19 protein-coding genes are annotated in these 20,297 nt (G+C 65.0%); 15 read left to right on the forward strand and 4 right to left on the reverse strand.

The features are described 5' to 3' along the window. Nucleotides 1–48: 48 nt before the first annotated feature. From IC50_RS36230 to IC50_RS36240, 3 genes are all read right to left on the reverse strand, one after another. A complete protein-coding gene (locus tag IC50_RS36230) occupies nucleotides 49–1,443 on the reverse strand; it encodes a M20/M25/M40 family metallo-hydrolase (RefSeq protein ID WP_035716326.1) in 1,395 nt (464 codons plus the stop codon). 24 nt (nucleotides 1,444–1,467) lie between these two features. After that, the gene (locus IC50_RS36235) at nucleotides 1,468–2,796 is read right to left on the reverse strand and encodes a glycosyltransferase family 87 protein (RefSeq protein ID WP_035716328.1); all 1,329 of its coding nucleotides are present in this window, start codon (nucleotides 2,794–2,796) and stop codon (nucleotides 1,468–1,470) included. A gap of 196 nt (nucleotides 2,797–2,992) precedes the next feature. Beyond that, nucleotides 2,993–4,615: a helicase HerA-like domain-containing protein gene (locus tag IC50_RS36240; protein ID WP_035716330.1), complete on the reverse strand. Its 1,623-nt coding sequence runs from the start codon at nucleotides 4,613–4,615 to the stop codon at nucleotides 2,993–2,995. 347 nt (nucleotides 4,616–4,962) lie between these two features. Between IC50_RS36240 and IC50_RS36245 the strand changes: the two genes are divergently transcribed. From IC50_RS36245 to IC50_RS36285, 9 genes are all read left to right on the forward strand, one after another. Continuing rightward, a complete protein-coding gene (locus tag IC50_RS36245) occupies nucleotides 4,963–5,328 on the forward strand; it encodes a hypothetical protein (RefSeq protein ID WP_035716332.1) in 366 nt (121 codons plus the stop codon). A 25-nt stretch (nucleotides 5,329–5,353) separates the two neighbouring features. Beyond that, a complete protein-coding gene (locus IC50_RS36250) occupies nucleotides 5,354–5,761 on the forward strand; it encodes a DUF4332 domain-containing protein (protein WP_035716334.1) in 408 nt (135 codons plus the stop codon). Between the two features lie 274 nt (nucleotides 5,762–6,035). After that, on the forward strand, nucleotides 6,036–6,896 hold the full coding sequence (gene folP, locus IC50_RS36255; RefSeq protein WP_035716336.1) for a dihydropteroate synthase: 861 nt from the start codon (nucleotides 6,036–6,038) through the stop codon (nucleotides 6,894–6,896). Next, the gene (gene folB / locus IC50_RS36260) at nucleotides 6,893–7,261 is read left to right on the forward strand and encodes a dihydroneopterin aldolase (RefSeq protein WP_027533885.1); all 369 of its coding nucleotides are present in this window, start codon (nucleotides 6,893–6,895) and stop codon (nucleotides 7,259–7,261) included. Before folP ends, folB begins: the two co-directional genes overlap by 4 nt. Nucleotides 7,262–7,399: 138 nt before the next feature. Continuing rightward, the gene (gene folK / locus IC50_RS36265; protein WP_035716338.1) at nucleotides 7,400–7,915 is read left to right on the forward strand and encodes a 2-amino-4-hydroxy-6-hydroxymethyldihydropteridine diphosphokinase; all 516 of its coding nucleotides are present in this window, start codon (nucleotides 7,400–7,402) and stop codon (nucleotides 7,913–7,915) included. A gap of 81 nt (nucleotides 7,916–7,996) precedes the next feature. Continuing rightward, nucleotides 7,997–9,868, forward strand: a complete 1,872-nt coding sequence (locus IC50_RS36270) for a methylmalonyl-CoA mutase family protein (RefSeq protein WP_035716339.1) — start codon at nucleotides 7,997–7,999, stop codon at nucleotides 9,866–9,868. Beyond that, entirely contained in the window at nucleotides 9,865–10,329 is a 465-nt protein-coding gene (locus tag IC50_RS36275; RefSeq protein WP_035716340.1) for a GFA family protein, read from the forward strand. The genes IC50_RS36270 and IC50_RS36275 overlap by 4 nt, the downstream gene beginning before the upstream one ends. A gap of 16 nt (nucleotides 10,330–10,345) precedes the next feature. Continuing rightward, the gene (scpA, locus tag IC50_RS36280; protein ID WP_035716359.1) at nucleotides 10,346–12,502 is read left to right on the forward strand and encodes a methylmalonyl-CoA mutase; all 2,157 of its coding nucleotides are present in this window, start codon (nucleotides 10,346–10,348) and stop codon (nucleotides 12,500–12,502) included. A gap of 37 nt (nucleotides 12,503–12,539) precedes the next feature. Beyond that, entirely contained in the window at nucleotides 12,540–13,328 is a 789-nt protein-coding gene (locus IC50_RS36285; protein ID WP_193374185.1) for a DUF3298 and DUF4163 domain-containing protein, read from the forward strand. A gap of 7 nt (nucleotides 13,329–13,335) precedes the next feature. On the opposite strand, the gene IC50_RS36290 is transcribed toward IC50_RS36285, so the two are convergent. Further along, nucleotides 13,336–14,031, reverse strand: coding sequence for an SRPBCC family protein (locus IC50_RS36290; RefSeq protein WP_244429714.1), 696 nt, complete (start codon nucleotides 14,029–14,031; stop codon nucleotides 13,336–13,338). A 3-nt stretch (nucleotides 14,032–14,034) separates the two neighbouring features. On the opposite strand from IC50_RS36290, the gene IC50_RS36295 reads away from it, so the two are divergent. From IC50_RS36295 to IC50_RS36320, 6 genes are all read left to right on the forward strand, one after another. Continuing rightward, nucleotides 14,035–15,030, forward strand: a complete 996-nt coding sequence (locus IC50_RS36295; RefSeq protein WP_035716345.1) for a tripartite tricarboxylate transporter substrate binding protein — start codon at nucleotides 14,035–14,037, stop codon at nucleotides 15,028–15,030. Between the two features lie 84 nt (nucleotides 15,031–15,114). Then, nucleotides 15,115–15,588 (forward strand): tripartite tricarboxylate transporter TctB family protein, encoded by a 474-nt coding sequence (locus IC50_RS36300; RefSeq protein ID WP_035716347.1) that lies wholly within the window; start codon nucleotides 15,115–15,117, stop codon nucleotides 15,586–15,588. A gap of 7 nt (nucleotides 15,589–15,595) precedes the next feature. Next, complete coding sequence (locus IC50_RS36305; RefSeq protein WP_035716350.1) at nucleotides 15,596–17,104, forward strand: tripartite tricarboxylate transporter permease; 1,509 nt, start codon at nucleotides 15,596–15,598, stop codon at nucleotides 17,102–17,104. Nucleotides 17,105–17,177: 73 nt separating this feature from the next. Next, nucleotides 17,178–18,164, forward strand: coding sequence for a methylmalonyl Co-A mutase-associated GTPase MeaB (gene meaB, locus IC50_RS36310; protein WP_035716352.1), 987 nt, complete (start codon nucleotides 17,178–17,180; stop codon nucleotides 18,162–18,164). Then, on the forward strand, nucleotides 18,161–18,814 hold the full coding sequence (locus IC50_RS36315) for a pyroglutamyl-peptidase I (protein ID WP_035716355.1): 654 nt from the start codon (nucleotides 18,161–18,163) through the stop codon (nucleotides 18,812–18,814). Before meaB ends, IC50_RS36315 begins: the two co-directional genes overlap by 4 nt. A gap of 92 nt (nucleotides 18,815–18,906) precedes the next feature. Next, nucleotides 18,907–20,277: a TIGR03808 family TAT-translocated repetitive protein gene (locus tag IC50_RS36320; protein ID WP_035716357.1), complete on the forward strand. Its 1,371-nt coding sequence runs from the start codon at nucleotides 18,907–18,909 to the stop codon at nucleotides 20,275–20,277. Nucleotides 20,278–20,297: the final 20 nt, after the last annotated feature.

The raw sequence follows: 20,297 nt of genomic DNA on the forward strand, positions 1-20,297 counted from the left end.
TCGACCCCTATGACGCAGTAAGACTAATCCACCCTACCGCACCCAGCCTCACTTCACCTCCGCCAGCGCCGCGAGGATGCGGGCCCAGGAGCGGATGCCCTTCTGGAAGCTGCGCAGATCATATTTCTCGTTCGGCGAGTGGATGTTGTCGTCGTCGAGGCCAAACCCGACCAGCAGCGAGTCGAGGCCCAACGTGCGCTTGAAGTCGGCCACGATCGGGATCGAGGCGCCAGACCCCATCAGCACCGTCTCCTTGCCCCATTCCTCCGTCAGCGCCTTGCGGGCGGCGGCGAGCGGCTTCATGTTCCAGTCGAGCGCGACCGCGGGCGCGGCGGAGTGGTCGCCGAACTCGACCTTGCAGTCGCCGGGAATCCGCGCGGTCACGTAATCACGGAAGGCCTTGCGGATCTTTTGCGGGTCCTGGCCCTGCACAAGGCGGAAGGAAACCTTGGCCGAAGCATGGGACGGAATCACGGTCTTGGAGCCTTCGCCGATATAGCCGCCCCAGATGCCGTTGACGTCGCAGGTCGGACGTGTCGACGCCTGCTCGACGAGCAGTCGCCCCTTCTCACCGGCCGGGATCGACAATCCGACCGGCTTGAGGAAGAAATCCGCGGTAAAGCCGAGCTTCTTCCACTGCTCCAGGATCTCCGGCGGCGTCTCCTTCACACCATCGTAGAAACCGGGAATGGTGATGCGGTTGTCGTCGTCGAACAGGCCGCCCAGAATTTTCGTGAGCACCCGGATCGGGTTCATCGCGCTGCCGCCGAACACGCCGGAATGCAAATCGCGGTTGGCCGCGGTGATCTTCAGCTCTTCATAGAGCAGGCCGCGCAGCGAGGTCGTGATCGCCGGCGTGTTGCCGTCCCACATGCCGGTGTCGCAGACCAGCACGTAATCTGCCTTGAGCTCGTTTCTATTGGCCTCGATGAAGGGCACGAAATTCTTCGAGCCGACCTCCTCCTCGCCTTCGATCAGGAAGGTGACGTCGACCGGCAGCGAGCCCGTCACCTTCTTCCAGGCGCGGCAGGCCTCGACGAAGGTCATCACCTGGCCCTTGTCGTCCTCGGCACCTCGCGCGACGATGATCTTGCGGCCGTCGGCATGATCCGCGACGACGGGCTCGAACGGCGGACGGTGCCAGAGATCGAGCGGATCGACCGGCTGCACGTCGTAATGGCCGTAGAACAGCACGTGCGGCCGCCCGCCCGCTCCGGTCTTGCCGACGACGGCGGGATGGCCCGCGGTCGGTCTCACCTCGGTCGCGACACCGAAGCTGGCGATGTCCTTGGCGAGATGCTCGGCCGCAGCCTTGCAATCATCCGCAAAGGCCGGATCGGCCGAGATCGACTTGATGCGCAGCAACGAGAACAGGCGCTCCAGGCTGCCGTCGAAATCCCTGTCGATGTGGTCGAGCACGGATTGGAGCTGCGCATTGGCCATGGTCGTGATCCTGATTGTTGGGTCTCAAGAGGTCCCGGGTTTTAGCGCCGGCGCGGCCCTGGGGCTAGCCGCAACCGGTGGATGCCTGATGTGCCAGGCGAGGCACCCTGCGAGGACGGCCGTCGCAGCGAGGTTGTTGCCACAGGCCTGGATGACCTTGGGAAACCACGGCAGCGACAACAGCATGAGGATGCCGGCGGCGCCCAAAGCGAGCCAGGTTCCCAGGCGCACATGCGCTCGCACGTCGAAGGCGGCACGATGCATCAACACCGTGATCGGGAAGAACAGCCACATGAAGTAGTATTGCCGGGCCAGAGGCGAGGCCACCGTCATCAGGCAGAACAGGATGCCGAGCTCCTCGGCATCGGAGCGTACCGTTCGCCGCCGCTGCGGCGGCATCACCGCGACGAAGCCGAGCCCAAGCAACGCCGACACCGCAAGCACGATCCAGTTCGCCGTCCTGTAGTCGACGTCGATCACATTCATCGTGCGCGGCGGCTTGTTGGGATCCTCCTGATTGTAGTTGATCGGCCGGACCAGCCGATGCGTGACGGCAATGACGGACTGGTTGACCCACGACCAGTTCTGCTCGTCACGCTGACCAAAACCCTTTTCCGAGTTCGTCCCGACCATGCCCTGATACCAGGTCGCAAGCTCGGCCGCGTTGCGCTCGAAGCCGCGAATCGGCGCCGGCACGACATAGAGAAGGATGCCGGTGAAGACGATCGTGCTGACGAGGGCGGCCCACCTGCGGCGCCAGAGCAGATAGGGCAGCACGGCGATCGGAAACACCTTGATGGCGACCGCGAGCGCGAACATGAAGCCTGCGAGCCACGACCGCTGATGCCGCAAGCTCCAGAAACCGTAGAGCATCATCGCCAGCAGGACGAGGTTGGGCTGGCCAAGGTCGAACATGTCGAACACGAAGACCACAGTGACGAAGGCCGGCAGCGCTTCCAGCCAGGGGCCAGGCTTGCGGTCCGAGCCGGCCATGACTTGGGAGAACGTCCCGGTGTACCACCAGGCCACGGCGTTCAAGATCGACAGAACGACGTAGAGCGGGATCTTGCCGAACCAACTCGGGATCGCCAGCAGCATTGCCGGGAGCGGCGGATAGATGAACTCGAAATACTCGCGGGCCGTGGCCGGATAGAGCGGCCCACCCTGCAAGACCTGCTGCCCGGCCCAGTACCAGAGCGAGTAATCCTTGGTCTTGCCGTGGCCGAAAATCTCGGGGACGAGCACGTCCGCCGTCAGGAGGACGCAGCAGAATAGAAAAAGCAGGTCGAGCGGCGCACGCGGCGACAGGCGTCTCGGCGCATCAGGCTTGGCTAACGGAGCTGGCGGGGTCACGGTGCGGTCCTGTGCGGCAACGAAACAGGACCTAGCAGACCGGCAGAGGCTTGGAGAGCCCCTCACCTGAAATTGTACCGGCGCTGGCCTCGGACAACCGAGCTTCCGCAGCGTCAGGGGCGGGCTTGTCCAGGACAAGCCCGGGCATGACGACCTATTGTGGTCGAGCGGAATTGCCCGACACAGGGCGTTCTGCCTACCGCCGCAGCAATCCGCCGAGCGCGCCGCGGACCAGCGTGCGGCCGATCGAGCCGCCGAGCTGGCCACCGACCGACTTGCCTATATTGGCGGCCATGCCGCCGATCACCTGGTTGGTGACCGATCGTGTCACGTCCCGCGCAATGACCTGGCCGGTCGACAGACGGCCTCGCTTGACGTTGGTGCCGAAGATGGTGCCGACGATCGAGCCGATCTGGCCCAGGATGCCGCCGCCGCTTCCGCCCGCTGGACCCTCTGCTGTGGCCGCAGTGGCGGCAATGCGCTTCTGGAGCATCTCGTAGGCGGATTCGGAATCGACCGCGATATCGTATTTGCCCTTCACCGGGCTCCTGCTCATGATCGTCTTGCGCTCCTCGGGCGTGATCGGCCCAATCCGCGCCGTCGGCGGCCGGATCATCACCCGCTCCACCATCGAAGGCGTGCCGTTGCCCTCGAGGAAGGACACCAGCGCCTCGCCCTTGCCGAGCTCCGTGATCACCTTGGCGGTGTCGAGCTTCGGGTTGGGCCGGAAGGTCTGCGCCGCAGCGGCGACCGCCTTCTGGTCACGCGGCGTGAAGGCGCGCAGCGCATGCTGCACGCGACTGCCCAACTGGGCCAACACCTTGTCTGGCACGTCGATCGGATTCTGCGTGACGAAATAGACGCCGACGCCCTTGGAACGGATCAGACGAACCACCTGCTCGATCTTGTCCATCAGTGCCTTCGGCGCATCGTTGAACAGCAGATGCGCCTCGTCGAAAAAGAACACCAGTTTTGGCTTCGGCAGATCGCCGGCTTCAGGCAGCTCCTCAAACAACTCCGACAGCAACCACAACAGGAAGGTAGCGTAGAGCCTGGGGCTCTCCATCAGCTTGTCGGCAACCAGAATGTTGACGATGCCGCGACCGTCGCTATCGGTCTTCATGAAATCCTTCAGCTCCAGTGCCGGCTCACCGAAGAATTTCGTTCCGCCCTGGTTTTCCAGCACCAGGAGCTGGCGCTGGATGGTGCCGACCGTCGCCTTGCTGACATTGCCGAAGCTCTGTGCGGCCTTGCGGATCTCGGCCAGTGGATCTTCCTCGGCATCCGCGGCCTTCTTGCCGCTGGCGGGAACGATCGCATCCAACAGCGACCGCAGATCTTTCATATCCAGCAATGGCAGACCATTCTCGTCCGCAACACGGAAGGCGACGTTGAGAACGCCTTCCTGCACGTCGTTCAGGTCGAGCATCCGCGCCAACAGCAACGGCCCCATTTCGGTGACGGTGGCGCGCACGGGGTGGCCCTGCTCGCCGAACACGTCCCAGAACACGGTCGAGAACTGGTCCGGCTGAAATTTGAGGCCCATCTCGCCCGCGCGCTTGAGGATGAAGTCCTTGGCCTCGCCGACTTCCGAGATCCCAGACAGATCGCCCTTGATGTCCGCCGCGAAGACCGGAACACCGGCGCGCGCAAATCCTTCCGCCATGACCTGCAACGACACGGTCTTGCCGGTTCCGGTTGCACCCGTGACGAGGCCGTGGCGATTGGCGAGCGCCAGCGTCAGCCATGCCTGCTCGTCTCCCTTGCCGACGAAGATCTTGTCGTCGGTATCGCCGAGCTTGCTGTCTTGTGCGGTCATTATTCTCTCTGATCTCTCTGCCCGGTTTCGCGTATCGACGCTCGAATGCACCAGTTCCGTAGTCTAACGCATGTCGCGCATCGATTAAAATCGTTCAACCCGCCCCGATCGGCGGCATTGTCGGACCAAATGGACGACATCAGCCGAAAGTAGGAACGAGACATTCGCAACGCGGCATTTTTTTGCCGATTCGATCTCCGCTCTTGCACGGCTGCAACACTTTTCGCGCGTTCGATGATGAATCGGGACGGCGCCTGCGTTCATCGCTTGAATTTCACATCACACCGGCTCAAGATCATTCTCGAAAGCAATACTCCGGCATGTGAACCGGCTGAGGGGCAGGCCATATGGACGAGCTGATCGGACGGCTGGCGACAAACGCCAGCATAGATAGTGCTGTCGCCGAAAAAACCGTGGGCATTATCCTGGGCTTCCTCCGCAACGAGGGTACTTCCGACAGCGTGCAGGCCCTGATCGACCAGATTCCCGGTGCGGAAGCCGCGATCGAGACGTCGAGGAGCGGCGGCGGACTGTCGCGGCTGATGGGCGGCGGCTTGATGGCGGTCGGCACGCGCCTGATGGGCCTTGGACTTGGCATGTCCGAGATTCAAAACGTCGCCCGTGAACTTTTCCGCTACGGGCGAGACAAAATCGGAGCGGATCAGATGGGCAAGATCATCGCGGGGACGCCGGGCCTCAGCCAGTTCGCCTGAAGCCACGCATTTCACATCGAGTATCATGACATATCCGATCTCCGAGATTGAGGGACTGTCGGCCTTTGCAGCCAACAAGCTGAAGGCGCAAGGAATCCGCACCACCGACGCGCTGCTCGAGGCGGCCTCGACCGTGAAGGGCCGCAAGGCGCTTTCCGCCAAGACGGGCATCAGCGAGCAGTTGCTGCTGGAATGGGCGAACGTCTCCGACCACATGCGCATCCCCGGCATGGGCAGGGCCAAGGTCGGCCTGGTCCGCGCCGCCGGCGTCACCACCGTGCGCGAGCTCGCCTATCGAAATCCGGCACGGCTCGCCCAGAGCATGCGCGAGGCCAACGAGAAGAAGAAGCTCGTCCGCATCCTGCCTTCCGAGAAGTCGGTCGGCGACATCATCGCCAAGGCCAAGAAGCTGCCGCCGAAGATCACGTATTAGGGCGGACGTCTCAGCATTGGGCGAGCCGAGCGGCTTCTCGGCATCGTTTGCCTAGCGCGCAATAATGCCTGCTCCAACTCCGCGGTCATACTCCGCGAAAGCGGAGTATCCAGTACGCCGCAGCTTCTCCGTATCACGGCACGGCCTCTGAATACTGGATTGCCCGCTTTCGCGGGCAATGACAGCGGGGGGTGCGATCCCCCTGCCCAAACCTCGGCACCGCCCACTCCACTCCCGCCTTGACTCCCCGTCCCCGCCCGCTAAAGCCACCGGCATGAACGCCTCGCGCTCCCCTTCCGTCCCGCCGGCCGGCTCGGCCGGGCCTGATGCGCTGCGGACGCTGCTGGAGCGGCCGCTTCCGGCGGTGATGGGTGTGCTCAACATCACCCCGGATTCCTTCTCCGACGGCGGCGCGTTCATCGCGCCCGCGCGGGCGCTGGAGCGGGCGCGGGCGATGATCGCCGATGGTGTCGACATCATCGATATCGGCGCCGAGTCCACCCGGCCCTACAAGGGCGCCCGGCCGGTCACGGCGGCGGAGGAGCTCTCGCGGCTGAAGCCGGTGCTGTCTGACGTGGTGGCGCTCGGCGTGCCCGTCTCGATCGACAGCATGAAGGCGGAGGTGGTGGCCTTCGCGCTTGACCAGGGCGCGGCGATCGCCAACGACGTCTGGGGCCTGCAACGCGACGCCGACATGGCGCCGCTGATCGCCGCAAGAGGCGCCCCCGTCATCGTCATGCACAATCGCGACAGCGTCGATCCCGCGATCGACATCATCGCGGACATGAAGGCGTTCTTTGCACTCTCGCTGGAGATCGCGGCAAAGGCCGGTATCGCGCGCGACAAGATCGTGCTCGACCCCGGTATCGGTTTCGGCAAGACGGCCGAGCAGAGCATGACCGCGCTGGCGCGGCTGCGCGACTTCGACATATTCGGCCTGCCGATCCTGGTCGGCGCCTCTCGCAAGCGCTTCATCGCCTCGGTGTCGCCGTCGGAACCATCGGAGCGGCTCGCCGGCTCGATCGCGGCACATCTGATCGCCGCGCAACGCGGCGCGAAGATCATCCGGACCCATGATATCGCCGAAACCCTGCAGGCCCTGCGCGTGGCGCATGCAATCGAGAGCAAGCAATGACCGACACGATCTTCGTCACCGGCCTGTCGATCCATGCCCGCCACGGCGTGATGGATCACGAAACCGAAGTCGGCCAGCGCTTCGTCATCGATCTCGAGCTCTATACCGACCTGTCGGAGCCCTCGCGCAGCGACCGGCTCGCCGATACCGTGTCCTACGCCGACGTCGTGGCGACGACAACGGCGGCGTTCAAGAATACCAATTACAAGTTGCTGGAGCGCGCGGCCGGCGCGGTGGCCGACGCCATCCTGTCGCACTTCCCGCGCATCCGCGCCGTGAAGATCACGGTGCACAAGCCGCATGCCCCGATCGCCGCGATCTTCGACGATGTCGGCATCATGCTGACGCGCTCGCGGCATCCCTGAGCATGGCGAGTGGCCCGATCCTGACATTCGCACGGACTCGCGGAGCCACATTTGCGAATGTCAGGATCAAAAGGGCCACTCGTTTATTATTGTTTGCTCGCGGAGCGGATTTGACGTTCGCAGAAGGAAGCTCGGCAAATGGCTAGCGAACGTCAAATCCGCTCCGCGAGCGTGCTGATCGCACTCGGCGGCAATGTCGGCGATGTCCGCGCGACGTTCGGCAAGGCGATCGCCCACATCTGCGGCATGGCGCAAGGTACGCTGATCGCGCGCTCGTCGGACTACACGACGCCGCCCTGGGGCGACGAGGACCAGGATCCCTTCATCAATGCCTGCATCGAGATCGAGACCAGTCTCGATCCGCACGCGCTATTGTTCGTGCTGCAGAAAGTCGAGCAGAAATTCGGCCGCACGCGCGAGAAGGCAAGGCGCTGGGGCCCGCGCACTCTCGATCTCGACATGATCGCCTATGACGATGTGTCCTTGCGGAAGCCGGATCTGACGCTGCCGCATCCGCGCTTGTTCGAGCGCGCCTTCGTGCTGGTGCCGCTGGCCGAAATCGCGCCCGACCGCGTGATCTCTGGCATTCGTGTGCGTGACGGGCTCGCCGGCGTCTCGACGCAAGGCATTGAGCGGCTTCCGGATACCGGTTAACCAAAAACAACCGTTTGCAGGGACGGTCTGCCGTGGCAATTTCGCCTGCGAATAACGAGACGTTTGGGAGCCCCTCGCCGCATGACCTCCATGACTGACGACCTGCCGCTGGCGGCGGATTTTCCCAGGGCCACCGTCGAAGACTGGCGCAAGCTGGTCGACGGCGTGCTGAAGGGCGCGCCGTTCGAGAAGCTGGTCGGCAAGACCTATGACGGCATCAGGATCGATCCGCTCTATCCCCGCGCCAAGGGCGTTGCGCCCGTCGTGGGCCGGCCGGCGGCGGCGCCCTGGCAGATCGTGCAGCGGATCGACCATCCCGATGCGACGCTCGCGAATGCGCAGGCGTTGCAGGATCTGGAGAACGGTGCGACCGGGCTCGCGCTGGTGTTCGCCGACGCCAATGGCGCGCGCGGTTTCGGCCTGGAACCTTCAGCCGAGGCGGTTGCAAAGGTCCTGAAGGACATTCATCTCGACGCCGGGATCGGCATCGAGCTCGAGATCGGTCCGCAATCGCGGATGGCCGCGATCCATGTCGCGGAATATGCGAAGAGCAAGGGGCTCGATCCCGCAGCCTGCAACATCCGCTTCGGACTCGATCCGCTCGCGGCCGCAGCGGTGTGGGGCCACAGCCCCTACACCTGGGACGAGATCGTTCCTGCCATCGCCGGCGCCATCAAAGGCCTCGCCGCGCTCGGCTTCAAGGGACCGTTCGCGTCCGCCGACGGGCGCGTGATCCATGATGCCGGCGGCTCGGAGGTGCAGGAGCTCGCCTTCGTGCTCGCATGCGGCGTCGCTTATCTGCGTGCGATCGAAGGCGCTGGCATTCCTCTCGAGCAGGCGCAGGGCATGGTCTATGCGCGGCTGGCCGCAGATGCCGACCAGTTCCTGACCATGGCCAAATTCCGCGCGCTGCGGCTGTTGTGGGCACGGATCGAAGCAGCGTGCGGGCTGGCGCCAAAGCCGCTGTTCATCGCTGCCGATACGGCCTGGCGTATGCTGACGCAGCGCGACCCCTACGTGAACATGCTGCGCGCGACCATCGCGACGTTCGCGGCCGGACTTGCCGGCGCCAACGCGATCACCGTGCTGCCGCATACGCTGGCGCTCGGCCTGCCCGATCCGTTCGCGCGGCGTGTGGCACGCAACACGCAAGCCCTGCTGCTGGAAGAAAGCAACCTCGCCAAGGTCAGCGATCCCGCGGCGGGCGCAGGCGGCATCGAGACGCTGACCGCGCAGCTTTGCGACGCCGCCTGGGCCCTGTTCCAGGACAGCGAGAAAGCCGGCGGCGCCTTCGCGGCGCTTCAGCACGGCCTCTTCCAGAGCAAGGTCGCGGCGACACGCAAGGCGCGCGACGCCAACATCGCAAAGCGCCGCGACGTGCTGACCGGCGCCAGCGAGTTTCCGAACCTGCATGAGAGCGAAGCCGCCGTACTGAAGGCGACACCGATCACACTCGCTCCTTACGGCGAGCCAAAATACAAGTTCGATGCGCTGCCGCCGATCCGGCTGGCCGAACCGTTCGAGGCGCTGCGCGACAAATCTGACGCGGCGTTGAAGGTGCGCGGCATGCGGCCAAAGGTGTTCCTGGCCAATCTCGGCGTGCCCGCCGATTTCACGGCGCGCGCCACCTTCGCGAAGAGCTTCTTCGAAGCCGGCGGCATCCAGGCCGTGGACAGCGAGGGTTTTGCCGATCCGGCCAAGCTGGCCGCCGCCTTCAAGGCTTCCGGCGCCGAGCTCGCCTGCCTTTGTTCCAGCGACAAGGTCTATGCGGAACACGCTGAAGCTGCGGCCAAGGCCCTGCAAACCGCAGGCGGCCGACATATCTATCTGGCGGGCCGCCCGACGGATACCGAGGCGGCGTTGCGGGCCGCCGGCGTCACCGGTTTTGTCTTCGCCGGAGGCGATGCGCTTGCCACGCTGCAAGACGCCTACCGACGGATGGAGCAGCCATGACCGAAACCAGCAAACCCGTTCTCACCGGCGGCTGCCAATGCGGCGCCGTGCGCTTTGCCGTCATGACGGCGCCGACCAGGATTTCGATCTGCCACTGCCGGATGTGCCAGAAGGCAGCCGGTGCGCCATTCGCTTCCCTTGCCGACATCAACAAGACCGAGTTCGCCTGGACCAGGGGACGGCCCTCGTTCTTCCGCTCTTCCACCATCGCCGAGCGTGGCTTTTGCGCCGCCTGCGGCACGCCGCTGAGCTTCGGCCGCATCGACGGCGACCGCATCGAGATCATGACCGGGGCGTTCGACCACCCCGACCGCGTGATCCCGACGCGGCAATTCGGCACCGAATCCCGCCTCGGCTGGGTGGTCGGCATCGCCAATTTGCCGAGCCAGACCACGCAGCAGAATTACGGACCGGAGAAGATGGCGACCATCATCAGCCATCAGCATCCGGATCATGATTGATGATATGGTTGAAACCATGAGCCGCATTCCCAATTTCGCAAACATTGCCTTCGAGCGAGCCGCCACAGCCGCCCCGACCGGCAGCGCCGAGCCCTGGCTGACGCCCGAGGGCATTCTCGTAAAGCCCGCCTATGGCGAGGCCGACCTGGCCGGGCTCGATTTCCTCGACACCTATCCCGGCATCGCGCCGTATCTGCGGGGGCCCTACCCGACCATGTATGTCAACCAGCCCTGGACGGTCAGGCAATATGCCGGCTTCTCCACGGCGGAGGATTCCAACGCGTTCTACCGCCGCAATCTCGCGGCGGGCCAGAAGGGCCTCTCGGTCGCCTTCGATCTCGCCACCCATCGCGGCTATGACAGCGATCATCCGCGCGTCGGCGGCGACGTCGGCATGGCCGGCGTTGCCATCGATTCCATCTACGACATGCGCACGCTGTTCGCGGGGATTCCGCTCGACCAGATGAGCGTGTCCATGACCATGAACGGCGCGGTGCTGCCGATCCTCGCGCTCTACGTCGCCGCCGCCGAGGAACAGGGCGTGCCGCCGGAGAAGCTGTCAGGCACCATTCAGAACGACATTCTGAAAGAGTTCATGGTGCGCAACACCTATATCTATCCGCCCGCGCCGTCGATGCGGATCATCTCGGACATCTTCGCCTACACCTCGCAAAAGATGCCGAAATACAATTCGATCTCGATCTCCGGCTACCATATGCAGGAGGCCGGCGCGACGCAGGATCTCGAGCTCGCCTATACGCTCGCCGACGGCGTCGAATATCTCCGCGCCGGCCTTGCCGCCGGCCTCGACGTCGACCGCTTCGCGCCGCGCCTGTCGTTCTTCTGGGCGATCGGCATGAACTTCTTCATGGAGGTCGCCAAGCTGCGCGCCGCGCGCCTGCTCTGGGCGAAGCTGCTCAAGCCGTTCAACCCGAAGGACCCGCGCTCGCTGTCGCTGCGCACGCATAGCCAGACCTCGGGCTGGTCGCTGACCGCGCAGGATGTCTTCAACAACGTGATGCGCACCACCGTGGAGGCGATGGCGGCGACACAGGGTCACACCCAGTCGCTGCACACCAACGCGCTCGACGAAGCCTTGGCGCTGCCGACCGATTTCTCGGCGCGCATCGCCCGCAACACCCAGCTCTTCCTGCAGCAGGAGAGCGGCACCACCCGCATCATCGATCCCTGGGGCGGCTCGTACTATGTCGAGCGGCTCACGCGCGACCTCGCGGCCAAGGCCTGGAGCCACATCCAGGAGGTCGAGGAGCTCGGCGGCATGGCCAAGGCGATCGAGGCCGGCGTGCCCAAGCTGCGCATCGAGGAGGCCTCGGCCAAGACCCAGGCGCGCATCGACGCCGGCAAGCAGGCGGTGATCGGCGTCAACAAGTACAAGCCGACCGACGAGGACAGAATCGACATCCTCAAGGTCGACAACACCAATGTCCGCCGCCTGCAGATCGACAAGCTCAAGCGGCTGAAGGCCGAGCGCAACCAGAAGGACGTCGATGCCGCGCTCGCCGCGCTGACTCGCTCGGCCGGCGAAGGCAACGGCAACCTGCTCGCGCTCGCGATCGACGCGGCACGGGCAAAGGCCACCGTCGGCGAGATTTCGGACGCGATGGAGAAGGTGTTCGGCCGGCACCGCGCCGAGATCAAGTCCATCACCGGCGTCTACGAGCGGGAGGCGTCCAGCATGGGTAACCAGGTCGAGAAGGTGCAAGCGCTGATCGACGCGTTCGAGGAGGCGGAAGGCCGCCGCCCGCGCATCCTGGTCGCCAAGATCGGCCAGGACGGCCACGATCGCGGCCAGAAGGTGATTGCGTCTGCCTTTGCCGATATCGGCTTCGACGTCGATATCGGGCCGCTGTTTGCCACCGCCGACGAAGCCGCGCGGCAGGCGGTCGAGAACGACGTGCACATCCTCGGCGTCTCCTCGCTCGCTGCGGCCCATCTCACCGCCGTGCCGGAGCTGAAGGCCGCGCTGAAGAAACAGGGCCGCGACGACATCATGATCATCGTCGGCGGCGTGGTGCCGCCGCAGGATTACGATGCGCTCTATGCCGCCGGGGCGGAGGCGATCTTCCCGCCGGGCACCGTGATTGCCGACGCGGCCGAGGAGCTGATCCGCAAGCTGAACGCCCGGCTCGGGCATAGCGAGGCGGCGGAGTAGCTTCGCCGTCAATTTCCCGACAGGAAGGATTTGCGTGATGTTTCTCGCGCCAACGTTGATGCGCGCGCTCGCCGTTGCCGCAGTTTGCGGCGCGCTGTTCGGTCCCGCCCTCGCCGCCGATCCGAAGCCCGACGCCATCGTCAAGACGAAGAGCATCGAGGCCCGCATCTTCCTTGACGACAAGATCAAGGCGGATGCGGCACTGGCGGCGGATTGCCTCGCGGAGGGCAAAAAATGGCTCGACAAGAATGCCGCGGAAGCTGCCGCCTCGCGCAAAGCGGACCCGCAGTTTTTCAAGGACAGCGGTTGGGATTTCGAGCGCAAATATGAGATCCGCTCCATCGTTGCCGATCGCTATGTCAGCATCCTGCGCAACGACTACATGAACACCAGCGGCGCGCATCCCAATTCGGACGTGAACACGATCCTGTGGGACAAGGCCGACAACAAGCGCATCTCGATCCGTCCGTTCTTCACCGAAACCGCCGACAAGGGCCCAACCATGAAGGCGATGGTGAAGGCCATCATCGCCTCGCTCAAGACCGAGAAGAAGAAGCGCGATGCCGGCGAGACCGCGACCGACGAATGGTTCAAGAGCGTGGAGCCGAGCCTTCTCAAGGTCGGCGCGGTGACGCTCGCGCCATCGACCGAGGCCGGCAAGAGCTCCGGGCTGACCTTCCATTACCCGCCCTACGCCGTCGGTCCCTACGCCGAGGGCGAGTATGTCGCCTTCGTGCCGTGGGAAACGCTGAAGCCTTACCTCACCGCGGAAGGCGCCCGCATCTTCGGCGGCGCGCGGCCGAAGAGCGACGCGGACGAACCGTGAGCGATCGCTAATCCAGTCGCGGATGGGCCCGCGCCAGCGTCCGCGCAAGCGACTCCGCCCAATCGGGAATCCACGACGCGAACAGCGCTTGCCAGCGATCTGCGTCCGCAGGTTCGGTATCGAGGACGACCGACCATTCGATGAGGGTGCGGTCGCCTTCGACGATCGGACGTAGATGCATGGTGCCTCGATAGCGCGTCGGCGCCGGCGTCCGGCTTCCGTCATCTTGCGGATACGGCAACGCTTCAAGACCGGCATAGGTCAAGGTGTGCTGCCGGTCCGAGTGATCGACCAAGCGCTGGCGGATCCAGTTTCCGAGATAGCAGAAGCGCCTGACGGCGCCGACTTCATCGCCGCGCTTGTCGTCTTCGATCACGCTCTCGCTCACGCCGTCGATATAGGCGGGGTAGTTGTTGAAATCGCGGATCAGCGACCAGACTTCGTCCAGTGGGCGGTCCAGCACGGCGCTGTAATAGGCTTGGGTCATTGATGGCTCGCCTCCGGCTTTTGTTACGCGCTCAGGTTGGCAATGCGCGCAGGTAAAACCCACCCGATTTCCGACCGCCCATCCGATGGGCACGCTGTTTTCACACAACAAGTCGATCTCCTTGGTAGCGCTACCTTGCGGCGGCGCTGCAAAGCCGACTAGAATGCTGCCATCGACAAGAGAGCGCCCGACGTCACGGGCGCCGCTGGGAGGCATTCAATGTCCAAGATTTCGCGCCGCACCTTTGCGGCTTCGACCGCTGCTATCGCGGCATCCGCCACTTTCGGCTTCAAGCCGGCATCCGCCGATGACGCCTATCCCACCCGGCCAATCCAGCTGATCTGCCCGTGGGGTGCCGGCGGGGGAACCGATGCCACCGCCCGCATCGTCGGCGTGCTGCTGGAAAAGGAATTCGGCCAGCCGGTGAACGTCGTCAACCGCACCGGCGGCTCCGGCGTGGTCGGCCATTCTGCGATCTCGACCGCCGCGCCGGACGGCTACACGCTCGGCATCATCACCGTGGAAATCGCGATGATGCATTGGGCCGGCCTGACCCAGCTCACGCCGAAAGATTTCACGCCGCTGGCGCTGATGAACGAGGACCCTCCCGGCATTCAGGTCAAGGCGGATTCATCCTACAAGACGGTGAAGGACCTCGCCGACGCGATCAAGGCCTCGCCACCGGGCAAGTTCAAGGCGTCCGGCACCGGTCAGGGCGGCATCTGGCATCTCGCTCTGGTGGGCTGGCTCAAGGCCATGGGCCTGCCGCCGAACCAGGTGGCATGGGTGCCCTCCAACGGCGCCGCGCCGGCGATGCAGGATCTTGCGGCGGGCGGCATCGATTTCACCACCTGCTCCATCCCGGAAGCCCGCGCGATGATTGACGCCGGCAAGGCCCGCAGCCTCGCCATCATGGCGCCGAAGCGCGCAGCGACGTTCCCTGATGTGCCGACCCTCAAGGAGGCGATGGGCGTCGACTATACGACCGGGGCTTGGCGTGGGTTCGCCGGACCAAAGGGACTTCCGCAACCGATCGCAACCAAACTGACGGCTTCGCTGAAGAAGATCTTCGAGTCCAAGGAATACAACGAGTTCATGTCGTCGCGCGGCTTCGGCGTCGTATGGAACGACGCTTCCGGCTACGCCGCTTTCATGGACAAGTCGGACGCGCAGATGGGCGAAGCCATGAAGGCTGCAGGTATCGCAAAGACCTGAAGCCCGGCTGAAAGACCCTAACCGCCCAGACTTCGAGGCCGCGCCGTCCGCGGCGCGCCTCGCTTCGATCCCAGGGAGCCGCCATTGCGCGCCAATGATGCCATCGCCGGCCTTGTGCTCATCGTTCTCTCCATCGTGATGATTGCGCTGACCGCGAGTTTCCCCGACTTTCCCGGACAGAAATACGGGCCTTCGCTGTTTCCGCGTATCCTCGGCGCCGGACTGATCGTCTGCGGCGGGATCCTGATATGGAATGGATTGACCGCGCGGCGCATGGGCGCACCGTGGGTCGAGCTCGCGCCATGGGTCAGGGAACCACGCCGCCTGGTGACGTTCTTCCTGGTTCTCGCCCTGTTGCTGCTCTACATCTTCGCCGCCGAAACCGTCGGCTTCATTCCGCTCGCCCTGCTGTTTCTGGTGACACTGTTCCTCTGGCTCGGCGTGCGGCCGTGGATCGCCGCGGCCACGGCGGTCGTCGGCACCTTCACGATCTACTGGTTCTTCGCCACGCTGCTTCGCGTGCCGCTGCCGCGCGGCTGGCTGAACTCGATTCTCTGAGGCTGACATGAACGCCCTGCTCGAAGCGAGCCGCCTGATCTTCGATCCCTACGTGCTCTGGGTCATCGCCGCATCGGCGGCGTTTGGCATGTTCGTCGGCGCAATGCCGGGGCTCACCGCCACGATGGCGACGGCGCTGCTCGTACCGGTGACGTTCTTCATGGACCCGGTGCCGGCGCTCGGCGCGATCGTCACGGCAACCGCCATGGCCATCTTCGCCGGCGACATTCCGGCGGCGCTGCTCCGCATTCCAGGAACGCCGGCGTCGGCCGCCTACACGGACGAGAGCTATGCGATGTCCAAGAACGGACAGCTCGACCTCAATCTCGGCGTCAATCTGGTATTCTCCGTGCTGGGCGGCTTCGTCGGCGTTGCCATCCTGATCATATGCGCGCCGGCGCTGGCCGAGGTCGCGATCAATTTCTCCTCGTTCGAATATTTCTGGCTGGCCCTGCTCGGCCTGACCTGTGCCGTCTTCATGACCAGTGACGTGCCGCTGAAGGGAATCACCTCCCTGCTGTTCGGCCTCGCCGTCAATTGCATCGGCATCGATCCCGCAGCAGGCTATCCGCGCTTCACCTTCGGCAGCGTCGAACTGCTGCAAGGCATCAGCTTCATTCCCGCGATGATCGGCATGTTCGCGCTGTCCGAACTGCTCCGCGGCATGGTCCACGCCGATGCGACGGGAGCCGTCATCGCGCAAAGGATCGGCAATATCTTCAGCGGCGTCTTCGGCGTCTTCAAGCGCTATTGGTTCAACTTCCTGCGCGGGTCGGCCATCGGCGTTCTGATCGGTGCACTCCCCGGAGCCGGCGCTGACATCGCGGCCTGGATCTCGTTCGCGATCTCGAAGCGCTTTTCGAAAGAGCCGGAAAAGTTCGGCACCGGCCATATCGAAGGTATCGTCGATGCGACCTCGGCCAACAATTCCGCGCTCGGCGGCGCCTGGATCCCGGCGCTGGTTTTCGGCATTCCCGGCGATTCCATCACCGCGATCGTGATCGGCGTTCTCTACATGAAAGGGATGAATCCCGGGCCGACAGTATTCCTGCAAAACCCGCAGTTCATCTACGCCGTGTTCATCATATTCGTTCTCGCCAACATTCTGATGCTGCCGCTGGGATGGATCGCGATCAAGGGCGGCAAACAGCTGTTGCGGGTGCCGCGAAACGTACTTCTGCCGGTGATCCTGATGTTCTGCCTGGTGGGATCCTACGCCATGACCAACTCGGTCTATGGCGTCATCATGATGGTGGTCATGGGCCTGATCGGCTGGCTGATGGAAGAGCACGGCTTCCCGATCGCGCCAGCGATCCTGGGACTCGTCCTGGGCGAGATGCTGGAACAAAACTTCATGACCTCGATGATCAAGGCAGACGGGGCGTTCGTCATGTTCTTCGAGCGGCCGATCGCCGCAACGCTGGGGGTCGTGACGCTGCTGATCTGGGGCACCATGCTGTGGCGCGGGATCAAGGGTAGGCCCGCAACTCTGAGTGAGGTAGCTCCGGCGCCGTGATGGGCGGCAAACGGACGGACGGTGGCGGGCGCGAACCTCTCGCCTGCGTCGACTGGCCGTTGTACATCAAGGCATGATTCAGAAGGCCAATCTCGACATCAAAACCCTCGCCAAGGAGCTCCGCGCCGGCAGCCGCGCGGCGCTGGCGCGGGCCATCACGCTGGTGGAGAGCCGTCGCGCCGACCATCAGGCGCTGGCGCGCGAGCTGGTGCAGATGCTGCTGCCCGACACCGGCAAGGCGTTTCGTGTCGGCATCACCGGTTCGCCCGGCGTCGGCAAATCCACCACCATCGATGCGCTCGGGACCTATCTGATCGAGCAGGGCCACAAGGTCGCGGTGCTCGCGGTCGATCCGTCCTCGGCACGCAGCGGCGGCTCGATCCTCGGCGACAAGACGCGGATGGCGCGGCTGTCGGCCTCGAGCGATGCCTTCATCCGCCCTTCGCCGTCCTCGGGCACGCTCGGCGGCGTCGCGGCGAAGACGCGCGAGGCGATGCTGCTGTGCGAGGCGGCCGGATTCGACGTCGTGCTGGTCGAGACCGTCGGCATCGGCCAGTCCGAGACCGCAGTCTGCGACATGACGGATTTCTTCCTGGCGCTGATGCTGCCGGGCGGCGGCGACGAGCTGCAAGGCATCAAGAAGGGCCTGGTCGAGCTCGCCGACATGATCGCCATCAACAAGGCGGATGGCGACAATCTCAGGCGCGCCAACGTGACTGCCGCCGACTATCGCGGGGCACTGCATATTCTCAGCCCCCGGTCCGAACACTGGCATCCGCCCGTTATCACCTATTCGGCGCTGGCCGGCACCGGCATCGACGCGCTCTGGCGGAAGATCCTCGATCATCGCAAGGCGATGAACGCATCCGGCGATTTCGCCGCGCGGCGGCGCGAGCAGCAGGTGAAGTGGATGTGGTCGATGCTGGAGCAGCGCATGCTGTCAAGGTTGCGCAGCGAGGCATCGGTGCGGACGAAGGTCCGGAAGATCGAGGCCGAAGTCGCCGAAGGCCGTCTCACGCCGGCGCTCGCCGCCGAGCAGATCCTGGAATTGCTGCAATGAGCGACAAGCTCCGCATTCTCCTCACCGGCTTCGGAGCGTTTCCCGGCGCGCCCTATAATCCGACGCAGCCGCTGGTGGCGCGGCTGACGCAACTGCGCCGCCCGGCGCTCGACGATGTCGAGCTGTCGAGCCACATTTTCCCGGTCACCTATGCCGCGGTCGACCGGCAATTGCCCGACGTGCTCGCCGCGCAAAAACCCGACGCGCTCCTGATGTTCGGCCTCGCCGCGCGCACGCCCTATCTGCGCGTCGAGACCCGCGCGCGCAACGCCGTGACCATGCTGTGGCCTGACGCCGCCAACACCCGCTCGAGCAAGCGCGGCATCGCCGGCCATGCGGATGCGATGAGGTTCGGCCCGCACACCGCAAGGCTGCTGCGCGCCGCGCGCCTCACCGGCATCGACGCGCGCCCCTCGCGCGACGCCGGCGCCTATCTCTGCAACTACCTGAGCTGGCGCGCAATCGAGAACGTCAGGGCCGGCGGGCCGCGGCTTGCGGCCTTCATCCATGTTCCCCTGCTTGCGCGCAGCGGCGCGGTACGGCGAAAAGGGGCACCTCGCATCACGTTGGAGGAGCTGGTGGACGCAGGGGAAGCCATGCTGATGGAGATGGTGCGGCTGGCAAGGAAGACACGCAGCCCGATTGCGTAAACATTTAACCCTACCGCGAACAATCCTGACCACCCTCGCCGCCCTGCGCTACCTAACGCACGCGGACCCCCGCGTCCGCCGGAGGACGCGTCATGGACCTCAATCGCCGCCATCTCATCGGAGCTTCGACCGCGGGCATCGCCGGCGCGCTCGCCATGCCGGCCGACGCCGCGCGCGCAGCGCCGCTGACGTCCCTGCTCGGCCGCGACGCCACGCAATATGGCGTGCGCCCCGACAGCAGCGAGGATCAGACGCGCGCGCTGCAACGCGCGATCGACGAGGCTGCGCGGGCGCAGATGCCGCTGGCGCTGCCGCCAGGCACCTACCGGACGGGTCTGTTGCGGCTCCCGAACGGCGCGCAACTGATCGGCGTGCGCGGTGCGACCAGGCTGATCTTCACGGGCGGGGCCTCGATGATCCAGAGCGACGGCTCCGATGCGATCGGCCTCACCGGCATTACCTTCGACGGCGGCAACATTCCGCTGCCGACCCGGCGGGGGCTGATCCATGTTCTCGGCGGGCGCGACGCGCGCATCGCCGATTGCGCGTTCGCCGGCTCCGGCGGCAGCGGCGTCTGGCTCGAGCAGGTCGCGGGCGACATCTCCGGCAACATCTTCACCAACATCGCGCTGACGGCGGTGGTGTCGTTCGACGCCAGGGGCCTCAGCGTCTGCCGCAACACGATTCTCGGCACCAACGACAACGGAATCGAGATCCTGCGCACCGCGATCGGAGATGACGGCACGCTGGTCGCCGACAACCGCATCGAGGACATCAAGGCGGGTCCCGGCGGCTCAGGCCAGTACGGCAATGCCATCAACGCCTTTCGCGCCGGCAACGTGATCGTGCGGGGCAACCGCATCAGGAATTGCGACTACTCGGCGGTACGCGGCAACTCGGCCTCCAACATCCATATCAGCGGCAACAGCGTCAGCGACGTGCGCGAGGTCGCGCTCTATTCGGAATTTTCGTTCGAGGCCGCGGTGATCGCCAACAACACGGTCGACGGCGCCGCCGTCGGCGTCTCCGTCTGCAACTTCAACGAGGGCGGCCGCATCGCGGTGGTCCAGGGCAACATCATCCGCAACCTGATTCCGAAGCGGCCGATCGGCACCGCACCGGACGACGATGCCGGCGTCGGCATCTACATCGAGGCGGACACATCGGTCACCGGCAATGTGATCGAGAATGCGCCGTCCTACGGCATCGTCGCCGGCTGGGGCAGATATCTGCGCGACGTCGCGATCACGGGGAACGTGATCCGAAAAGCGCTGGCCGGGGTTGGCGTCTCCGTGGTGCCGGGCGCCGGCACCGCGCTCGTCAACAACAACATGATCTCCGAGACCCCGCGCGGCGCCGTGGTCGGCCTCGACCACGCCCGCGCGGTGACGTCGGATCTGTCGGCCGACGGGGCGCAACGCTTCGCGCAGGTGGTGGTCGGCGGCAATGCGGTGCGGCGCTAGAGCGTTTTCGAGCGAAGTGG

Origin of the sequence: Bradyrhizobium genomosp. I (2014), from assembly GCF_000261685.1 — a bacterium.
Taxonomy (GTDB): domain Bacteria; phylum Pseudomonadota; class Alphaproteobacteria; order Rhizobiales; family Xanthobacteraceae; genus Bradyrhizobium.